At 55.7% G+C, this 19,281-nt stretch carries 17 protein-coding genes; 13 read left to right on the top strand and 4 right to left on the bottom strand.

The features are described from left to right. Positions 1–28 precede the first annotated feature (28 nt). Positions 29–1,207, top strand: coding sequence for a D-xylose utilization transcriptional activator XylR (gene xylR / locus BFG58_RS20890; RefSeq protein ID WP_069720489.1), 1,179 nt, complete (start codon positions 29–31; stop codon positions 1,205–1,207). A gap of 39 nt (positions 1,208–1,246) precedes the next feature. Here xylR and BFG58_RS20895 read toward each other — a convergent pair whose 3' ends face one another. Further along, positions 1,247–2,071 (bottom strand): protein bax, encoded by an 825-nt coding sequence (locus BFG58_RS20895; RefSeq protein ID WP_048028064.1) that lies wholly within the window; start codon positions 2,069–2,071, stop codon positions 1,247–1,249. A gap of 314 nt (positions 2,072–2,385) precedes the next feature. Between BFG58_RS20895 and BFG58_RS20900 the strand changes: the two genes are divergently transcribed. From BFG58_RS20900 to BFG58_RS20920, 4 genes are all read left to right on the top strand, one after another. After that, the gene (locus tag BFG58_RS20900; RefSeq protein ID WP_069720490.1) at positions 2,386–4,416 is read left to right on the top strand and encodes an alpha-amylase; all 2,031 of its coding nucleotides are present in this window, start codon (positions 2,386–2,388) and stop codon (positions 4,414–4,416) included. A 196-nt stretch (positions 4,417–4,612) separates the two neighbouring features. Further along, positions 4,613–5,869 (top strand): valine--pyruvate transaminase, encoded by a 1,257-nt coding sequence (gene avtA, locus BFG58_RS20905; protein ID WP_069720491.1) that lies wholly within the window; start codon positions 4,613–4,615, stop codon positions 5,867–5,869. A 305-nt stretch (positions 5,870–6,174) separates the two neighbouring features. Next, positions 6,175–7,395: a collagen-like triple helix repeat-containing protein gene (locus tag BFG58_RS20915; protein WP_254665211.1), complete on the top strand. Its 1,221-nt coding sequence runs from the start codon at positions 6,175–6,177 to the stop codon at positions 7,393–7,395. A 90-nt stretch (positions 7,396–7,485) separates the two neighbouring features. Then, complete coding sequence (locus BFG58_RS20920) at positions 7,486–9,204, top strand: ShlB/FhaC/HecB family hemolysin secretion/activation protein (RefSeq protein ID WP_069720493.1); 1,719 nt, start codon at positions 7,486–7,488, stop codon at positions 9,202–9,204. On the opposite strand, the gene BFG58_RS20925 is transcribed toward BFG58_RS20920, so the two are convergent. Both BFG58_RS20925 and yiaJ read right to left on the bottom strand, forming a co-directional pair. Continuing rightward, positions 9,188–9,643, bottom strand: coding sequence for a 4Fe-4S dicluster domain-containing protein (locus tag BFG58_RS20925; protein WP_069720494.1), 456 nt, complete (start codon positions 9,641–9,643; stop codon positions 9,188–9,190). The two genes, BFG58_RS20920 and BFG58_RS20925, sit on opposite strands and share 17 nt — an antisense overlap. Positions 9,644–9,646: 3 nt before the next feature. Continuing rightward, positions 9,647–10,465 carry an IclR family transcriptional regulator YiaJ gene (yiaJ, locus tag BFG58_RS20930; RefSeq protein WP_069720495.1) on the bottom strand — a complete coding sequence of 273 codons (819 nt, stop codon included), beginning with the start codon at positions 10,463–10,465 and terminating at the stop codon, positions 9,647–9,649. Positions 10,466–10,689: 224 nt separating this feature from the next. Here yiaJ and yiaK point away from each other — a divergent pair, with 224 nt between their 5' ends. The 8 genes from yiaK to araD all read left to right on the top strand — a co-directional run bounded on the left by yiaK (position 10,690) and on the right by araD (position 18,410). Then, complete coding sequence (yiaK, locus tag BFG58_RS20935; RefSeq protein WP_069720496.1) at positions 10,690–11,688, top strand: 3-dehydro-L-gulonate 2-dehydrogenase; 999 nt, start codon at positions 10,690–10,692, stop codon at positions 11,686–11,688. Between the two features lie 10 nt (positions 11,689–11,698). Continuing rightward, the gene (locus BFG58_RS20940; RefSeq protein ID WP_049121966.1) at positions 11,699–12,166 is read left to right on the top strand and encodes a YhcH/YjgK/YiaL family protein; all 468 of its coding nucleotides are present in this window, start codon (positions 11,699–11,701) and stop codon (positions 12,164–12,166) included. Positions 12,167–12,317: 151 nt separating this feature from the next. Then, entirely contained in the window at positions 12,318–13,244 is a 927-nt protein-coding gene (locus BFG58_RS20945) for a DUF4862 family protein (protein ID WP_069720497.1), read from the top strand. Between the two features lie 43 nt (positions 13,245–13,287). Next, the gene (locus tag BFG58_RS20950; protein WP_069720498.1) at positions 13,288–14,607 is read left to right on the top strand and encodes an MFS transporter; all 1,320 of its coding nucleotides are present in this window, start codon (positions 13,288–13,290) and stop codon (positions 14,605–14,607) included. Between the two features lie 95 nt (positions 14,608–14,702). After that, positions 14,703–16,208, top strand: a complete 1,506-nt coding sequence (locus tag BFG58_RS20955; RefSeq protein ID WP_069720541.1) for an FGGY-family carbohydrate kinase — start codon at positions 14,703–14,705, stop codon at positions 16,206–16,208. Then, a complete protein-coding gene (gene ulaD, locus BFG58_RS20960) occupies positions 16,205–16,858 on the top strand; it encodes a 3-keto-L-gulonate-6-phosphate decarboxylase UlaD (protein WP_048226564.1) in 654 nt (217 codons plus the stop codon). Before BFG58_RS20955 ends, ulaD begins: the two co-directional genes overlap by 4 nt. A 2-nt stretch (positions 16,859–16,860) precedes the next feature. After that, entirely contained in the window at positions 16,861–17,721 is an 861-nt protein-coding gene (locus tag BFG58_RS20965; RefSeq protein WP_069720499.1) for an L-ribulose-5-phosphate 3-epimerase, read from the top strand. Continuing rightward, on the top strand, positions 17,715–18,410 hold the full coding sequence (araD, locus tag BFG58_RS20970; protein WP_069720500.1) for an L-ribulose-5-phosphate 4-epimerase: 696 nt from the start codon (positions 17,715–17,717) through the stop codon (positions 18,408–18,410). The genes BFG58_RS20965 and araD overlap by 7 nt, the downstream gene beginning before the upstream one ends. Before the next feature lie 83 nt (positions 18,411–18,493). Here the strand turns inward: araD and BFG58_RS20975 are convergent, their stop codons facing one another. Then, complete coding sequence (locus BFG58_RS20975; RefSeq protein ID WP_069720501.1) at positions 18,494–19,234, bottom strand: MipA/OmpV family protein; 741 nt, start codon at positions 19,232–19,234, stop codon at positions 18,494–18,496. Positions 19,235–19,281: the final 47 nt, after the last annotated feature.

Consider the following 19,281-nt stretch of genomic DNA (forward strand, 5'->3'; position numbering starts at 1 on the left):
GTATTGTGACTTAATTGGGAAGTGAGCCATGTTTGAAAAGCGTCACCGCATTACGTTGTTATTCAATGCCAACAAAGCCTACGACCGCCAGGTGGTAGAAGGCGTGGGTGAATATTTGCAGGCGTCGCAATCCGAGTGGGATATCTTTATTGAGGAAGATTTTCGCACCCGTCTGGAGAACATCAAAGACTGGCTTGGCGATGGCGTTATCGCCGACTATGACGACCCCGTCATTGAGCAACTGCTGACCGACGTCGACGTTCCGATCGTGGGCGTCGGCGGCTCCTACCATTCGCCCGAACACTATCCGCCGGTTCACTATATCGCCACCGACAACCATGCCCTGGTCGAGGCCGCGTTTCTCCATTTAAAAGAGAAAGGCGTCCATCGCTTCGCGTTTTATGGTTTACCCGCCACCAGTGGCAAGCGCTGGGCCGTTGAGCGTGAGCACGCGTTTTGCCAGCTGGTCGCGCAGGAGAAGTATCGCGGCGTGGTCTATCAGGGGCTGGAAACTGCCCCGGAAAACTGGCAGCACGCACAGAACCGTCTCGCTGACTGGCTGCAAACGCTTCCGCCGCAAACCGGCATTATTGCTGTGACGGACGCCCGCGCGCGGCACGTGCTGCAGGTCTGCGAACACTTACACATTCCGGTGCCCGAAAAACTGTGCGTGATTGGCATCGATAACGAAGAACTGACCCGCTACCTGTCCCGCGTGGCGCTCTCTTCCGTGGCTCAGGGCACGCGTCAAATGGGCTATCAGGCAGCGAAGCTGCTGCATCGCCTGCTGGATAAAGAAACTCTGCCGCTTCAGCGCCTGCTGGTGCCTCCGGTTCGCGTCGTAGAACGTCGCTCAACCGATTATCGTTCCTTAAGCGACCCGGCCGTCATTCAGGCCATGCACTATATTCGCAACCACGCCTGCAAAGGGATTAAGGTCGATCAGGTGCTGGATTCGGTAGGCATTTCGCGTTCGAATCTGGAGAAGCGTTTTAAAGAAGAGGTGGGCGAAACCATTCATGCCGTTATCCATGCTGAAAAGCTGGAGAAAGCACGCAGCCTGCTCATCTCCACGTCGCTGTCGATCAACGAAATCTCGCAGATGTGCGGTTACCCGTCGCTGCAATATTTTTATTCAGTGTTTCGCAAAGAGTATGACACCACGCCGAAGGAGTATCGGGATCGCCACAGCGAGGTGCTGATCTAGAAAAGAAAACGCCTTCCAGTGGAAGGCGTTTTTTTGAGATTACATATGAGCGGCGATTAAGCGCTGGTTATCCTGGTACATAGCGAACAGATAGTTGTTATAGCTCTGTCCCTTCGTCGAATACCCTTTCAGCTTGTGGATCATCGTACTGGCCGTCACTTCCTGGTCCGCTTTACGCAGTTGAGCGCGTGATTTACGGAACGATGAGTAGGCCGGGTGCGTGTTCAGATTCACCACATAGGCGTTCACGGAATCCTTCACGGATTCAAACTGCGAATAGCCTTTCACCTTGCCAGGCGCATTCGTACAACGGCCTTTCACGCATTTCATGCCGAAAAGGTTGTTGTTGTTACGCGCAAGCTTAGACGTTCCCCAGCCGCTTTCGGCTGCAGCCATGGTCGCAACCATGCTGCCCGGGATGATATCCACACGCTCAAGGAGAGCATTCCACGGTACACGACGCGTGTTACCGTTCCAGCTCAGCTTGTAGCGCTTCGTGATATCTTTCAGACGCGCGCGCTCTGACGGCGACCAGCGGCTATCGTACTGTTTGGAAATCAGCCAGTTACGATCCGCAGTAATCGCGGCATTTTGACTCGTGATGTAAGGCATTACCGTCCGGAGAAACGCTTTTTTCCTTGGTGTTCCGGAAGGGTATTTTCGCAAATCAGGAAGTGAACTACTCTTTGCACTATTGCGAGAATACTCTTGTTTACTGCTAACCTTACTACTTGTCGTCTTTATTACGTGGGCTTTCTTACTCGTTGTATCCGTGTGCGTCTTCGCAAGCACCTCACCCGAAAATGCCGTGGTGAGTAACATGAGTATCGCAGCCCCATATCGTCGAATGGGAGTCGATATCATTAGGTCTCCTGGTCGGATGTAATCATCCTAACACCTTATTTTTTTCACAAATTTGAGAGCGGAATCTCAAATCATATCAAAAATAGACTTCAAGAGCACGTATAGAAATAGTCCAATTCCGAAACTATGTCACCTGAAACTTGCTCATAAAAACATCATTTCCGGAAAAATGTGTGCGTTATCGCAGATAACTGCCTAATTTTGCGCAAGATCACTCATCCTCACGCATCCTCCTGGCAGAAAGCGACAGGGGATGAGTTTTTCCCGCCCGCCTGCTGGCACACTGGTTAAAAAATCCGCGACAGGAACCAGGAATGAAACGCACCGCAATAGCCTTTCTGATGTTACCCGCACTGGCACATGCCGACTGGTCATCGCCGGGGTTTGGCGCATTTCGCGCCGAGGGCACCGGGATTTTCACCAGCCAGGCAAAGCTTGCGAAGGGTACGCGTCCTCTTACGCTGAGTTTTGACAAGACGTGCTGGCAGCCCACAGGCGCGATAAAACTCAATGAGATGCTGTCGCTCAAGCCCTGTGACGGCGCTCCGCCGCAGTGGCGCCTTTTCCGCGACGGTGAATACCAGATGCGGATTGATACCCGATCCGGCACGCCCACCCTGCTGCTGGCGGTTCAGAGCGCGACAGAACAGCCGGTGGCCAACGTTATCCGCCAGTGTCCGAAGTGGGACGGTAAGCCGCTGACGCTGGACGTCAGCCATACCTTCCCGGAAGGCTCCGTCGTGCGCGACTACTACAGTAAACAGACGGCGACCGTACAAGATGGGAAAATCACCCTGCAGCCAGCCGCCAACAGTAACGGCCTGCTGCTGCTTGAGCGCGCCGAAACCGACAAGCCGGCACCGTTTAGCTGGCAAAACGCCACCGTCTATTTTGTACTGACCGACCGCTATGTAAATGGCGACCCGAGCAACGACAACAGCTATGGCCGCCATAAAGACGGCATGCAGGAGATTGGCACGTTCCACGGTGGCGATCTCAAGGGGCTGGTCAGCAAGCTCGATTACCTGCAGCAGTTGGGGGTGAATGCGCTTTGGATAAGCTCCCCGCTTGAGCAGATCCACGGCTGGGTAGGCGGCGGAACCAAAGGTGATTTCCCGCATTATGCTTACCACGGCTACTACACCCAGGACTGGACAACGCTCGATGCCAACATGGGCACCGAGGATGACCTGCGTCAGCTTGTTGATGAGGCACATAAGCGCGGCATTCGCATCCTGTTTGATATCGTCATGAACCACGTTGGCTATGCCACGCTGGCAGACATGCAGGAATTTCAGTTTGGTGCCCTGTACCTTCAGGGTGATGAACTGAAAAAGACGCTGGGAGAACGCTGGACGGACTGGACGCCTGGCGCAGGCCAGACCTGGCATAGCTTCAACGACTACATCAACTTCAGCGACAAGGCCGCATGGGAAAAATGGTGGGGCAAGAAATGGATCCGTACCGACATCGGTGATTACGATAATCCCGGCTTCGACGATTTAACGATGTCGCTGGCGTTCCTGCCCGACCTGAAAACGGAATCCACCGTCCCTTCCGGATTACCCAATTTCTATCAATACAAGCCCGATACCCACGCGAAAGCGATTCCGGGTTATACCCCGCGCGACTACCTGACCCACTGGCTCAGCCAGTGGGTACGTGACTACGGCATCGACGGTTTCCGGGTGGATACCGCGAAACACGTTGAGCTTGCGGCCTGGCAACAGCTGAAAGACCAGGCAAGCCAGGCGCTGGCCGCCTGGAAAGGTGCTCACCCGGATAAAAAGCTCGACAACGCACCGTTCTGGATGACCGGGGAATCCTGGGGCCACGGCGTCATGCAGAGCGATTATTACCGCCACGGTTTTGACGCGATGATTAACTTTGATTATCAGGAGCAGGCGGCAAAAGCGGTGGATTGTCTGGCCGATATGGATCTCACCTGGCAGCAGATGGCGGAGAAACTGCAAAGCTTCAACGTGCTGAGTTATCTCTCATCCCACGATACACGCCTGTTCCGCGAAGGGGGTCAGCGCGCGGCGGAGCTGCTTCTGCTGGCACCGGGCAGCGTGCAAATCTATTACGGGGATGAGTCCGAGCGTCCATTCGGGCCGACAGGCTCCGACCCGCTGCAGGGCACCCGCTCAGATATGAACTGGCAGGACGTCACGGGCAAGCAGGCCTTAACCGTCGCCCACTGGCAAACGCTGGGTCAGTTCCGCGCCCGCCACCCGGCGATTGGTGAAGGCAAACAAACCACGCTGTCGCTGAAAGAGGGGTATGGCTTCGTGCGCGAGCACAAGGGCGATAAGGTGATGGTGGTATGGGCGGGTAATCAATAGATCAATCCCCTCACCCTAACCTTCTGCCCTAAGGGGAGAGGGCCGGGGTGAGGGAAATTCCACCAGAACTATTCACTACACAAGCCCACTCCTGCCCTATAAAACAACAAATCCGACCACACCACCCGATTTGCACCAACACGGTGCTAGCGTTATGGTTACCCACTTTCAAAATAAGCTCGACAGATCACCTGCTATGACGTTTTCACTTTTCGGCGACAAATTTACCCGCCATTCAGGCATTACTCGCCTGATGGAGGACCTCAACGACGGGCTGCGCACACCGGGCGCAATCATGCTCGGCGGCGGAAACCCGGCTCAAATCCCGGAGATGAATACCTATTTCCAGACCCTGCTCGCTCAGATGCTGGAAAGCGGCAAAGCAACCGATGCGCTTTGCAATTACGACGGCCCGCAGGGTAAAACCGAACTGCTGGCACTCCTCGCCGAAATGCTGCGTGACGAGCTGGGCTGGGATATAGAACCACAGAATATTGCACTGACAAACGGCAGCCAGAGCGCGTTTTTCTACTTGTTTAACCTGTTCGCAGGACGTCGCGCCGACGGCACCACCAAAAAAGTGCTGTTCCCGCTGGCACCGGAGTATATCGGCTACGCTGATTCCGGCCTGGAAGAGGATCTGTTCGTCTCCGCGCGCCCGAACATTGAGCTGCTGCCGGAAGGCCAGTTCAAATATCACGTCGATTTCGAACACCTGCATATTGGCGAAGAGACGGGCATAATCTGCGTATCGCGCCCGACTAACCCAACGGGCAACGTGATCACTGATGACGAACTGATGAAGCTGGATGCGCTGGCAAATCAGCACGGCATCCCGCTGGTGATCGATAACGCCTACGGTGTACCGTTCCCGGGCATTATCTTCAGCGAAGCACGTCCGCTGTGGAACCCGAACATTGTCCTGTGCATGAGCCTCTCTAAGCTGGGTCTGCCAGGCAGCCGCTGCGGCATCATCATCGCTAATGAGAAAATCATCACCGCCATCACCAATATGAACGGCATTATCAGCCTTTCTCCGGGCGGCATTGGCCCGGCGATGATGTGCGAAATGATCAAACGCAAGGACCTGCTGCGTCTGTCGAATGACGTGATCAAGCCTTTCTACTACCAGCGCGTTCAGGAGACGATCGCGACACTTCGTCGCTACTTGCCGGAAGAACGTTGTCTTATCCACAAACCGGAAGGGGCAATTTTCCTGTGGCTGTGGTTTAAGGATTTACCTATCACCACCGAACTGCTTTACCAGCGCCTGAAAAAGCGCGGCGTACTGATGGTGCCGGGCGATTATTTCTTCCCAGGTCTGGATAAGCCGTGGCCGCATACCCATCAGTGCATGCGCATGAACTACGTCCCCGATCCGGAAAAAATCGAAGCGGGTGTTAAAATTCTCGCCGAAGAGATCGAAAAAGCCTGGCGCGAAGGCAATTGTTAAATAATAAGGCTCTTCAAATGAAGAGCCTTATTTTTCCGTGATCTTAATCTTATATTAAGGATATATCCTGTAGCGTTTTATTTATCATCCCCCTTGAGTTTCCTTAGGAATATTCCTTTAATTTACGCTCACTAACTTTCCCCTCAATAATTAAGCATCGATTAAAGATCTTAACTTATTGTTATTTTGAAATAACCCTCCGCAACGCAGGGAAATACCTTCCAGAGTCACTTTCATGCATATTTAAAAATAGGGCATATACTCACTAATACGCCGCTCGGCGTTCTTTTGCGTGGAGTATTCATATGCTACCTAATAATGTTAGTCGCATCAGCGCTATCGCTGTTGCGGTACTGCTCGCGTTCTCTCTTTCTGCCTGCAGTGGAAGCGGTGGCGGCTCTCATCACTCAACGGCCAAAAATAACCCTGCGACGGGAAGCAGCAGCGGCTCAGGTGATGGAAGTGGCACGACCGCGAACAATGGCGGTTCGGGCAGCAACGGCTCGGGTACCGGGACGGGTTCAGGTACCGGGACAGGCGCTGGTGGCGGAACGGGTTCTGGTTCAGGATCGGGCTCAGGCTCAGGCTCAGGAGGCAATGGCAGCGGAGGAACCGGAACAGGCAATACGGGCGGTGGCGGAACCACTACCGCAGGCGTAAATACGATACTGGGTGATGCCGGTAAAACCGTAACCAGCGTCGGATCGACGGTGGATGGCCTTGGAAGCCAGCTTCCGACAAATAATCCCGTCACATCAACCGTTTCAACCACCGTCAGCGGTGTTGGCAGTGCCGTGTCCACCGTGGGGACAGGCGTCACGACTGGCGTTGGCGATCCAAACAACCCGAACGGTGTGGGTACCACGGTTAAAGGAGTGACCACGTCGGTCACCTCCCTTGGCAATACCGTTTCAACGGTAGGTACGGGCCTGGCGAGTTCCACTTCCGGAACACCGGTCAGCGGCGTAACCGGCCTGACGGGCAGCGTGGTCAACAGCACCGGGCAACTGGTCAGTAACACTGGCACGGGTCTCACCAACACGGTAAGCAGCCCAGCGGTCACTCAGGTAACAACCGATACCACGGCCCTGGCTAACAAGACGCTGGGCGGGGTACAAGGCGTGACGCAAAGCGTGGGCACCACAACGGGTCTCGGCACACCTGTCAACGGTCTGCTGACCCAGGTGGGTGGCACCGTCAGCGGCGTGGGGACCAACATTAGCAGCAGCAATAGCGGGCTTAGCGGTGTCGGTCAGGTCGTTCAAAATGTAGGCCAGACGGTCACGGATAGCGGTACGCTAGTGAAACCCACATCAACCACCGGAGGCAGCGGCACAGGATCTCTGACGGCCGATGCCAATGTGACAGCCACAAACAATAGCCTGAGCACAACGGTCAATACCACCCTCAATACGCTGACTGCGGGTGTAACGGCCAATGCAGGCACAACCCAAAACACATCTACGACAAACCCGATTAACGGACTCAACACGTTAACCACCGGTCTGCTGACGCCAAAACAGTAACCTGCTTATTGTCATTCTGCGCCCCTGGTTCAGGGGCGCTTTATACAGCGACACTCCCCCTAACCGGGAATGATGAACAGGGATAGCGCGATGAAACACCACTTCCTTTTTTCGCTGACGGGGCTGGTTGTGCTGAGCATGGCCCGCGCCGATACACTGCCCTCTATTATTAACCCTGATAACCCGGCGCAAGTTTCTCGTAACGTTGCCCCCGAACAGACGGAGGCCGTCCCGCAGCCGAAAGTCAAAATAGAAAAACCGCAGTCAACGCTGACGCCTGAAACGCCCATTACCATTAATCACATTCAGTTTATTGGCGGCACGCGTTATCCCTTGCAGGAATTACTTCAGCCCTTCAGGCCTTACGCCGGAAAAACCGTGCCGCTAAAAACGCTCACCGGGCTGGTAAACGATATTACGGCGCGCTATAAGGCTGACGGTTTTCCGCTCTCCTATGCGTGGCTGCCCGATAATAATTTCCAGCAGGGGAATATTAAAATTGTTCTGGTTGAAGGCTATGTCGCTCACAGCGACATCACCAGTAATAACCCGCACATCGCCGAACGTCTTAAACGTTTGTCCGAAAAAATCATGGCGGAAAAACCGCTGTCTCAGGATACGTTCGATCGCTACAGCCAACTGATGACGCGCACCCCGAACGTTCCGGTCACGGCTAACGCACAGTTGCCAACCAATATTTATGGCGCGGCGGCGATGCAGATTACCGGTAATCAGGAGCGGAGCTGGAATATCGCCTCGACGATCGATACCCGTAAAGGGCAAGATTTAATGATGCTGAACGGCACGCTCAGCAACATGACAAGTTATGGCGATCAGCTTGGCGTGGCCACGCTTGTGCCGTTAGATAGCAACACGCGAAAAAACTATGTTGGGCTCAACTGGCAGCAGTTTTTAAACGATGAAGGGCTGACGATGCAGCTCAAAGGCAGCTATTACCGCGAAGATCCGCGAGATTTTTCGCCCCTGCTCTCTTTGCCGAATAATATCAGCGTCGATTCGAAGCAAAAAACAACGCAATACAACGGTGGCGTGACGTTTGGCTATCCCCTGCTGCTGACGCAAAAATCACAAATTAATCTGACCGGCGGTTTTGATTACACCGACCGCCAGGATGATTATGCTCTTCAGGCCAGACTGCAGGGCAAAACCTATCGTCTGGACTCCGTCAACCAGCACGCGCGTTATCCGGCGCTGGAAGTGGGCGTTAATGGTGCGCATCAGTTCACAACCGCCAGCATCAGCGGCCGACTCAACGTGCGTCAGGGCATTGATGCGATGGGTGCCGATATCGTCTCGGCCCCCAGACCCGATATGAATTTTACGCTCACGAAAAGCTATCTGGACGCAGCCTGGCTGTTTGCCGACAAGTGGCGGCTTTCAACGTCCTGGGAGGGTGACTGGTCAAATAACACGTTGCCAGAACCCGAACGCGTTAGCTTCGGTGCCCAGCGGTTTGGCCGTGGATACCAGGACAGTGAAGCAAGCGGTGATTACGGCTATGGCGGGCAGGTAGAACTGCGCTATATCCAGATGCGAAAAGAGAGTACCTGGCTTGCCACAATCCAGCCCTACATCCTGGCCGATACCGCGCAAACCTGGTTTAACACCTCCGGCTTGCCTCATCAGCGGCTCGGGTCAGTGGCGGCCGGCGTGATGGTAGGCGATACCCGCCACTATAGCGTCACGGTTGAGGCGGCAAGACCCGTAGGGGATGTTCCGACAGACAGTCGCAACAGAGACTGGCGCTACAGTCTGACATTTACGTGGAATTTCAATAAAATGCAGTAAGCCTTTCAGCCCGAATACTGACAGGATCAACGCAGCGCAGCGCGTGGGTTGGACAGGCCTCCACGCAGGCCGGTCCGCCTTCGCGATGACGGCACAAATCACATTTCAGCGCTTGTGCCCTGTTTCCCACCAGCCGTACCTGCATCGCCCCAAACGGACAGGCGACCATACAGCTCTTGCAGCCAATACAGCGCGTCTGCTCAACAAGCCAGGCGCCCGCCGTACGGCTGATGGCATGGGTTGGGCAGACGTTGGCACAGGGGGCGTCCTCGCACTGATGACACCCCACCGCCGTTGTGTAGTCGTCCCCTTTCACTACCCGAAGGCGGGAGGTAAAAGCCTGCGCGGTGAAATCGTCCTGATGCGCGACCGCACAGGCCACTTCACAGGTGCGGCACCCGATGCATTTTTCCGCATCCGCCATGATAAATCGGTTCATCTGTTACGCCTCGCGTACGTTAAAACCCAGCTCTTTTGAGATAGCCTCTGCCGTTTCGCGCAGCGGTTTGAGCAGGTTCTTCTCGCCCACCTGCTTCATGCGCGACGTCGATAGCGAGATAGAGATCGCATACGGGACGCGGCCGTGAATATCAAACACCGGCACGGCAATACAGGAGACGCCCAGCTCGTTCTCTTCTTTGTCCATCGCCATGCTGCGATCGCGAATTTCCGCCAGTTCATCATACATGGCGCTCAGTTCAGTGATGGTGTTGCGCGTCAAAGGTTGGAGCTGTTCCTGGTGGCTTTCCCAGTAGCTCGCCACGTAATCCTGATGGCCAAACGCCATGTAGATCTTGCCCATCGCGGAACAGTAAAGCGGCATATGCTGGCCAATATAGGCGCGCGTGCGCAGCATACCGGTTGTCGGTTCGAGCTTATAAATCAGGATTGCGTGGTCATCTTCCCGGCTGGAGAAGTTCACCGTCTCGCCGGTCGCGATGTTCAGCGCTTCGAGGTGCGGAGCGGCCACGTGAATGATATTCAGCGACGACAGCGCCTTTTGCCCGACGGCGATAAATTTGGTGGTCAGGCGATAGCTTCCCGCGGCGGGTGCCGGGGTCACGTACCCGCACGACTGTAGCCCCTGCAGCAAGCGGTGCACGGTGCTCTTGTTCAGCCCCGCCAGTTCCGATAAATGCGCAAGCGGACACCCGTTCGGATAGTTGCTGAGGATCTCAATCAGCATCAGGCCACGAAACAAGCTCTGGCTGCCTGCTGGCCTCTCTTTTTCTTGCGTCATTTCGCTCTCTTTCATGCTCATTACATGGCTCCTTTTCATCGCGACCTGATGGTAGCGCAAAGTGTGGGTCAGTTCACGATCTCAACAGAAAAAACACAACCAGTTGATTTTAATAGATTTTGAAAAACATGAATGTCGTTGATCTGACAAAATTTGATCGCTATATTTGAAATCAGATTTCGCATAGTGGAATTTAGCGATAAAAAAGCACTCACACTTGCCCTTAAAAGAACAGGAGAACAGGGATGAAAGTGACCTTCGAAGAGTTGAAAGCGGCGTTCAATCGGGTTCTGCTCGATCGCGGCATAAAAGCGGAAACCGCAGACGCTTGCGCCGAGATGTTTGCCCGCACCACGGAATCCGGCGTCTATTCGCATGGTGTGAACCGCTTCCCACGCTTTATTCAGCAGCTTGATGCAGGCGATATCATCCCCGACGCTCAGCCCAAACGGATGATGACATTAGGCGCCATCGAACAGTGGGATGCCCAGCGCTCCATTGGCAACCTGACGGCGAAGAAGATGATGGATCGCGCCACCGAGCTGGCGTCCGATCACGGTATTGGTCTGGTGGCACTGCGTAACGCGAACCACTGGATGCGCGGCGGCAGCTACGGCTGGCAGGCGGCGGAGAAGGGCTATATCGGCATTTGCTGGACCAACTCGATTGCCGTGATGCCCGCGTGGGGATCAAAAGAATGCTGCATCGGCACGAACCCGCTGATCGTTGCCATTCCGTCGAACCCTATCACCATGGTCGACATGTCGATGTCGATGTTCTCCTACGGCATGCTGGAGGTGAACCGCCTGGCCGGGCGCGCGTTGCCGGTAGATGGCGGCTTTGACGACGAAGGTCACCTCACCAGAGAGCCGGGCGTGATCGAGAAAAACCGCCGTATTCTGCCCATGGGCTACTGGAAAGGGTCCGGCTTATCCATCGTCCTCGATATGATCGCCACCCTGCTCTCAAACGGATCTTCCGTCGCGGAAGTGACCCAGGACAACAGCGACGAGTACGGCGTATCGCAGATCTTCATCGCCATTGAGGTGGATCGTCTGATCGATGGCCCAACCCGCGATGCCAAACTGCAGCGCATTATGGACTTCATCACCACCGCCGAACGCGCGGATGAGAATGTCGCCATCCGCCTGCCGGGGCATGAATTTACCCGTTTGCTTGAAGAGAACCGCTGCAACGGCATCACGGTTGACGACAGCGTGTGGGCAAAAATCCAGTCTCTGTAAGGAGTGGGCCATGATATTCGGACATATTTCCCAGCCAAATCCGTGTCGCCTGCCGCGGGCAATTGAAAAAGCCCTTCATTTTCTGCGCACGACGGATTTCTCTCTCCTGGCGCCAGGCGTAGTAGAAATTGAAGGTCGCAACATTTTTGCCCAGGTTCTGGATCTGACAACAAAGGATCTGCACGAGAATCGCCCGGAAGTGCATCGCCGCTATCTGGATATCCAGTTCCTGGCCTGGGGTGAAGAGAAAATCGGTATCGCGATTGATACCGGTAATAACGAAATAAGCGAATCATTGCTGGAACAGCGCGATATTATTTTTTATCACGACAGTGAAAATGAGTCGTTTATCGAAATGACACCCGGCAGCTATGCCATATTTTTTCCGCAGGATGTGCACCGTCCTGCCTGTATTAAAAACAAGGAAACCACAATTCGTAAAATTGTGGTGAAAGTGGCAATCAGCGAATTAGATTAATTTTCTGATATACCCTAAATAATTCGAGTTGCAGGAAGGCGGCAAGAGAGTGAATCTCCAGGAGCTTACATAAGTAAGTGATTGGGGTGAACGAGCGCAGCCAACGCACATGCAACTTGAAGTATGACGGGTATAAATACAGGAACGCGAAATGACCAACACCAGTTTTATTATTGGTGCGTACCCCTGCGCACCCTCGTTTCACCAGAAAGGGGAACAAGAAGAACAAACCTTCTGGCGGGAACTTTCCGACACGCCGAATATTCGCGGGCTGGAACAGCCTTGCCTTGAAAATCTTCATCCCCTTGGTGACGAATGGCTGTTCCGCCATACCCCGGGGGACTGGCAAATCGTGGTCACGGCAGTAATGGAAACCATGCGCCGCCGCGGCAGCAACGGCGCATTTGGCCTGGCCTCGGCTGACGACGCGCAGCGTAAAGCATGCGTGGACTTTTACCGACATCTGCACCAGAAAATTAACGCCGTGAATGCCCATTATCCAGGCAAAGTGATTGCTCTGGAAATGCAGGCCGCCCCGCAGGCGGGCAATGCTTCCGTCGAACAGGCTACAGAAGCGTTTTCCCGCTCGGTTCGGGAAATCGCGGGCTGGGACTGGGACTGCGATCTGGTGCTGGAACACTGCGATGCCATGAACGGCCCGGCACCGCGCAAGGGCTTCCTGCCCCTGGAGCAGGTGCTGGAGGTGGTGAAAGACACGGATATCAGCGTCTGCATCAACTGGGCGCGGTCGGCCATCGAAGGCCGTAACACCACCCTTCCCCTTGACCACGTTCAGGCCGCGCTTAATGCCGGGAAACTGGGTGCGCTGATGTTTTCAGGCACCACCCCCGGTGGGGAATACGGTGAATGGCAGGATCTGCACGCGCCATTTTCCTCCTTCTGTGCCGACAGTCTGATGTCCACTGAACGTGCAAAAGCACTCTTTACTGCGGCGAGCGCCGCAACGTTGAAATTCTCCGGTATTAAATTACTGGAAATAAATGCTAATGCTGATGTCAGCCATCGCATCGCCATTTTGCGCGACGGTATCAGCGCAATGAATAAAGCAACGCAATAACAATAAGAAAAGTTTATTCCGGTTACCTACTGAGAGATTAACTATGAATATTTCTACTCATGCTCTACATGCGGACATTCCGCGCCAGCGCTGGCTAAGAATCATTCCTCCTATTCTTATCGCCTGTATTATTTCATATATGGACCGCGTGAATATCGCGTTTGCAATGCCGGGAGGGATGGACGAAGAATTAGGTATTACCGCCACCATGGCAGGCCTCGCGGGTGGCATATTCTTTATCGGCTATCTGTTCCTGCAGGTACCCGGCGGCAAGATTGCGGTGCACGGTAGCGGCAAGAAATTTATCGGCTGGTCACTGGTCGCCTGGGCAGTGATCTCGGTGCTCACGAGTCTCGTGACGAATCAGTACCAGCTGCTGGTGCTACGCTTCTTACTCGGCGTGGCGGAAGGCGGGATGCTACCCGTTGTGCTCACCATGATCAGCAACTGGTTCCCGGATGCCGAACGCGGTCGCGCCAACGCAATTGTGATCATGTTCGTACCCATCGCCGGGATAATCACCGCCCCGCTGTCGGGCTGGATTATCACCGCGCTTGACTGGCGCTGGCTGTTCATCATTGAAGGTCTGATGTCCATTGTTGTGCTGGTGCTCTGGGCATTCACGGTCTACGACCGTCCGCAGGAAGCCCGCTGGATCTCAGCGGCCGAGAAAAACTATCTGGTACAAACGCTGGCGGCTGAACAACAAGCCATCGCCGGAAAAGAGGTGAAAAATGCCTCGCTCAGCGCGGTGCTGTCTGACAAAACCATGTGGCAGCTGATCGCCCTGAATTTCTTCTATCAGACCGGGATTTACGGTTACACCCTCTGGCTGCCGACCATTCTGAAGGAGCTGACGCACACCAGCATTGGTCAGGTGGGGATGCTCGCCATCCTGCCCTACATCGGCGCCATTGCGGGCATGTTCCTGTTCTCCTCGCTTTCTGACCGCACCGGCAAGCGCAAGCTGTTTGTCTCCCTGCCGTTGATTGGTTTCGCGCTCTGCATGTTCCTCTCCGTAGCCCTGAAAGCAAACATCTGGCTGGCCTATGCCGCACTGGTGGGCTGCGGTTTCTTCCTGCAATCCGCCGCCGGCGTGTTCTGGACGATCCCGGCAAGACTGTTTAGCGCAGAGATGGCGGGCGGCGCGCGCGGCGTGATCAACGCCCTGGGCAACCTCGGTGGCTTCTGCGGCCCGTATGCCGTTGGCGTGCTGATCACCCTGTACAGCAAAGATGCGGGCGTCTACTGCCTGGCCGTTTCACTCGCGCTGGCGTCGCTGCTGGCCCTGCTGTTGCCGGCGAAATGCGATGCCGGGGCAGAGCCCAATCCCACGGTAAATCCCCATAAACGTGCGGCCTGATGCCCTCACCCCAGCCCTCTCCCACGGGGAGAGGGAGAAAACCAAACCGTAGGCCGGGTAAGCGCAGCGCCACCCGGCAATTAAGCGAGATGAAGATGAGTGAAAAAGAGACCTTCTGGCTGGGTATCGATTGTGGCGGTACTTATCTGAAAGCCGGTTTATACAACAGCCAGGGCAAAGAAGTCAGTATCGAACGCCGCTCCGTTGCCACGCTCAGCCCGCGAGCGGGCTACGCCGAGCGGGATATGCATCAGCTGTGGCAGCACTGCCACGCAACCATCGCCGCGTTGCTCAAGAATGCAGGCGTAAACGGCAACCAGATCAATGGGGTCGGCATTTCTGCTCAGGGTAAAGGGCTCTTTCTGCTCGATAAACAGGACCAACCGTTGGGCAATGCCATCCTCTCCTCCGATCGCCGGGCACTGGAGATTGTGCAGCGCTGGCAGCAGGACGGCATTCCCGAAAAACTCTACCCGCATACGCGCCAGACGCTGTGGACCGGGCATCCGGCCTCGCTTCTGCGCTGGGTCAAAGAGAACGAGCCGCAGCGCTATCAGCAGATTGGCTGCGTGATGATGGCGCACGACTATCTGCGCTGGTGCCTGACCGGCGTGAAGGGCGGTGAAGAGAGCAACATCTCCGAGTCCAATCTCTACAACATGAATACCGGGCAGTATGACCCGCAGCTTACGCGCTGGCTCGGGATCAGCGAGATTGACGGCGCCCTGCCGCCGATTGTCAGTTCAGCAGAAATCTGCGGGGAAATCACCGCTCAGGCAGCCGCCCTTACCGGTCTCGCGGCGGGCACGCCCGTCGTGGGGGGACTGTTTGATGTGGTTTCCACCGCGCTCTGCGCCGGACTGCAGGACGAGCACACGCTGAATGCCGTGATGGGCACCTGGGCCGTCACCAGCGGGATAGCCAGTGCGCTTCGCAGCAACGAACCCTTCCCCTACGTTTATGGCCGCTACGTGCATCCGCAGCAGTACATCGTTCACGAAGCCAGCCCGACCTCGTCTGGCAATCTTGAGTGGCTCACCGCGCAGTGGGGCGACATGTCGTTCAGCGAGATCAACCACGCCGTCGCCAGCCTGCCGAAAGCCGAAAGCGATGTGTACTTTCTGCCGTTCCTCTATGGCAGCAACGCCGGGCTGGAGATGACCAGCGGCTTCTACGGGATGCAGGCGCTACACACCCGCGCGCACCTGCTGCAGGCGGTTTATGAGGGCGTGGTGTTCTGCCACATGACCCACCTCAACCGCATGCTTGAACGCTTTACCCACGTTCATGCCCTGCGCGTGACGGGTGGCCCAACCCATTCGGACGTGTGGATGCAAATGCTTGCGGACGTCAGCGGGCTGGCGATTGAACTGCCACAGGTAGAAGAGACCGGCTGTTCTGGCGCGGCGCTGGCCGCCCTGGTCGGCACCGGCGTGTATCCCGATTTCCATACGGCGCAATGCGCCCTCCGACACGACATTCGTGTCATTGAGCCTGACATGCGCGCCCATGCGGCCTATCAGCGCAAGTATCAGCGCTATCAGCTACTGATTTCAGCACTACAGGGCTATCACGCCCGAGTTAAGGAGAACAACTTATGAGCCGACCATTACTGCAGTTGGCGCTCGACCATACCTCTCTTCAGGCCGCGCAGCGTGATGTCGCAACGCTTGCCGATCACGTTGATATCGTCGAAGCGGGCACCATTTTGTGCCTGACCGAAGGGCTAAACGCCGTGCGCGCCCTGCGCGAGCAGTGCCCGGATAAAATCATCGTTGCGGACTGGAAAGTGGCCGATGCCGGAGAAACGCTGGCAGAGCAGGCATTTGGCGCGGGGGCAAACTGGATGACCATTATCTGCGCCGCCCCGCTGGCCACCGTCGAACGCGGCCACGAGGTAGCCCTGCGCCGCGGGGGAGAAATCCAGATGGAGCTCTTTGGTCACTGGACGCTGGACGATGCTCGCGCATGGCATCGCATCGGCGTGAAGCAGGCCATTTATCACCGCGGACGTGACGCACAGGCGAGCGGCCAGCAGTGGGGTGAGGCGGATCTCGCAAAAATGAAAGCGCTCTCCGATATCGGTTTGCAGCTTTCGGTTACCGGCGGTATCACCCCCGCCGACCTGCCGCTGTTTAAGCAAATCAACGTCAAAGCCTTTATTGCCGGACGCGCGCTGGCAGGTGCCGCCAATCCACCGCAGGTGGCACAGGCATTCCATTCGCACATTCGCGACATCTGGGGAGCGTAACCATGCGTCAGCATCCGTTAGGTATTTACGAAAAAGCGCTGCCAAAAGATCTCTCCTGGCCCGAGCGGCTGGTACTGGCGAAAAGCTGCGGATTCGATTTTGTCGAGATGTCTGTCGATGAAACCGACGAGCGATTATCACGCCTCGACTGGAGCACCACGCAGCGCGCCTCTCTGGTGGAAGCGATGCTGGAAACCGGCGTGGCGATCCCTTCTATGTGCTTGTCTGCCCACCGTCGTTTCCCGTTTGGCAGCCGCAATGAGACCGTGCGCGAACGCGCCCGTGAGATCATGAGCAAAGCCATCAGGCTGGCGCGTGATTTAGGCATTCGCACCATCCAGCTTGCCGGGTATGACGTCTATTACGAAGCGCATGACGAGGGGACGCAACAGCGCTTTGCCGACGGGCTGGCCTGGGCCGTAGAACAGGCCGCCGCCGCACAGGTGATGCTGGCGGTGGAGATCATGGACACCGCGTTTATGAACTCCATCAGCAAATGGAAAAAGTGGGACGACATGCTCGCCTCACCGTGGTTCAGCGTTTATCCGGACGTTGGCAACCTGAGCGCGTGGGGTAACGACGTCACCGCCGAGCTGACGCTGGGCATTGACCGCATTGCGGCTATTCACCTGAAAGATACCCAACCCGTCACCGCACAAAGCCCCGGGCAGTTCCGCGACGTGCCGTTTGGCGAGGGCTGCGTCGATTTCGTTGGCGTGTTTAACACGCTGCATCAACTGAACTATCGCGGCGCATTTCTGATTGAAATGTGGACCGAAAAAGCAAAAGAGCCGGTGCTGGAGATTATCCAGGCGCGCCGCTGGATTGAAGCCCGTATGCAGGAAGGAGGCATGACATGCTAGACGAACTTAAAGCCGAGGTACTGGCAGCAAACCTGGCGTTGCCCGCCCACCAGCTGGTGACGTTTACCTGGGGCAACGTCAGCGCAGTGGACCGCAAAAGCGGCATGATGGTCATTAAACCGTCCGGTGTGGAATACAACGTGATGACGGCGGAGGATATGGTGGTGGTGAATATCGCCACGGGCCAGGTTATTGAGGGGAATAAAAAGCCCTCTTCAGACACCCCTACCCATCTTGCGCTGTATCGTCGTTACCCGGAGATTGGCGGCATCGTGCATACCCATTCGCGCCACGCCACTATCTGGTCCCAGGCGGGGCTGGATTTACCGGCCTGGGGTACCACGCACGCGGACTATTTCTACGGGACCATCCCCTGCACACGCCTGATGACCACGGCAGAGATTGCTGGGGAATACGAATACCAGACGGGTGAAGTGATCATCAAAACCTTCGAGGAGCGCGATCTTAGCCCGATGCAGATCCCGGCGGTGCTGGTCCACTCCCACGGTCCGTTCGCCTGGGGTAAAGACGCTGCCGATGCGGTTCACAATGCCGTGGTGCTGGAAGAGTGCGCCTATATGGGCCTGTTCTCTCGCCAGCTCGCGCCACAGCTTCCGGTTATGCAGCAGGAACTGCTCGACAAGCATTATCTGCGCAAGCATGGAGCGAATGCCTATTACGGGCAGTGATCATTGATAGAGGCTTTAGGGAACAGCAGTACAGGCACGATCGTAGGCCGGGTAAGGCGAAGCCGCCACCCGGCTTTACCACATCAGAAACGCCAGGTCAGGCCGGTCATCAGCGCGAAGCTGTCGTCGCGGTCGATCATCGGGCTATTCTTCACGTCGTCAGGCAACACGGTGTAGACCGCGCTGGCATTGAGATACAGCTTCTGGGTTAACTGATATTTAGCCGCCAGACCAACGTATGGCGTCCAGCTGTCACCGGCAGTGTATTGATCCAGTCCGGAGCGGCGAGACTCGCTGCCGGATACGCCGTAGTAGTAGTCGTTATAGCTTTCGTCGCTGTAGAACACACCCACAGAAGGCGTCAGGGTCAGGTGATCCATTTTGATTGGACGGAAGTATGATACTTCGCCGATCACGCCGCCGCTTTCATCCGTGGCATCACCAGAGACCGCCACTTTCAGCGACCCCCAGCTCTCGTGGCGGTAGTACGCACCGCCGAGGAAGGCGGACGCTTTACGCTCATCCAGCTGCTTCATCTGATGATCATCATTATCGTCAGGGTCGAAATGCAGCGGCATCCACGTTGCGGTCAGGCTTAATTCATTTTTTGCATCTTTCCACAGGATCCATCCGCCCGTGGTCTGGCGAACGTAAAAGCGATCGCCTTCGTAGCTAATTAACGGTACCGCAGTCGTATTTTCGTTATAGCCTTTGTATGGAGACTCATTAAATACAGCCCCCGCTCCAAGTGAAAATTCCCCGGCCATGGCAGACGTTGATGCAAATAACGTGGCAGCGATGAGTAAATTGTATTTAATAGTCATTCTATGTAATCCATTTAAATGCCAAACAAGCGAGGCGCATAATAATG

The organism is Enterobacter sp. ku-bf2 (assembly GCF_001742765.1).
Taxonomy (GTDB): Bacteria; Pseudomonadota; Gammaproteobacteria; order Enterobacterales; family Enterobacteriaceae; genus Enterobacter; species Enterobacter quasiroggenkampii.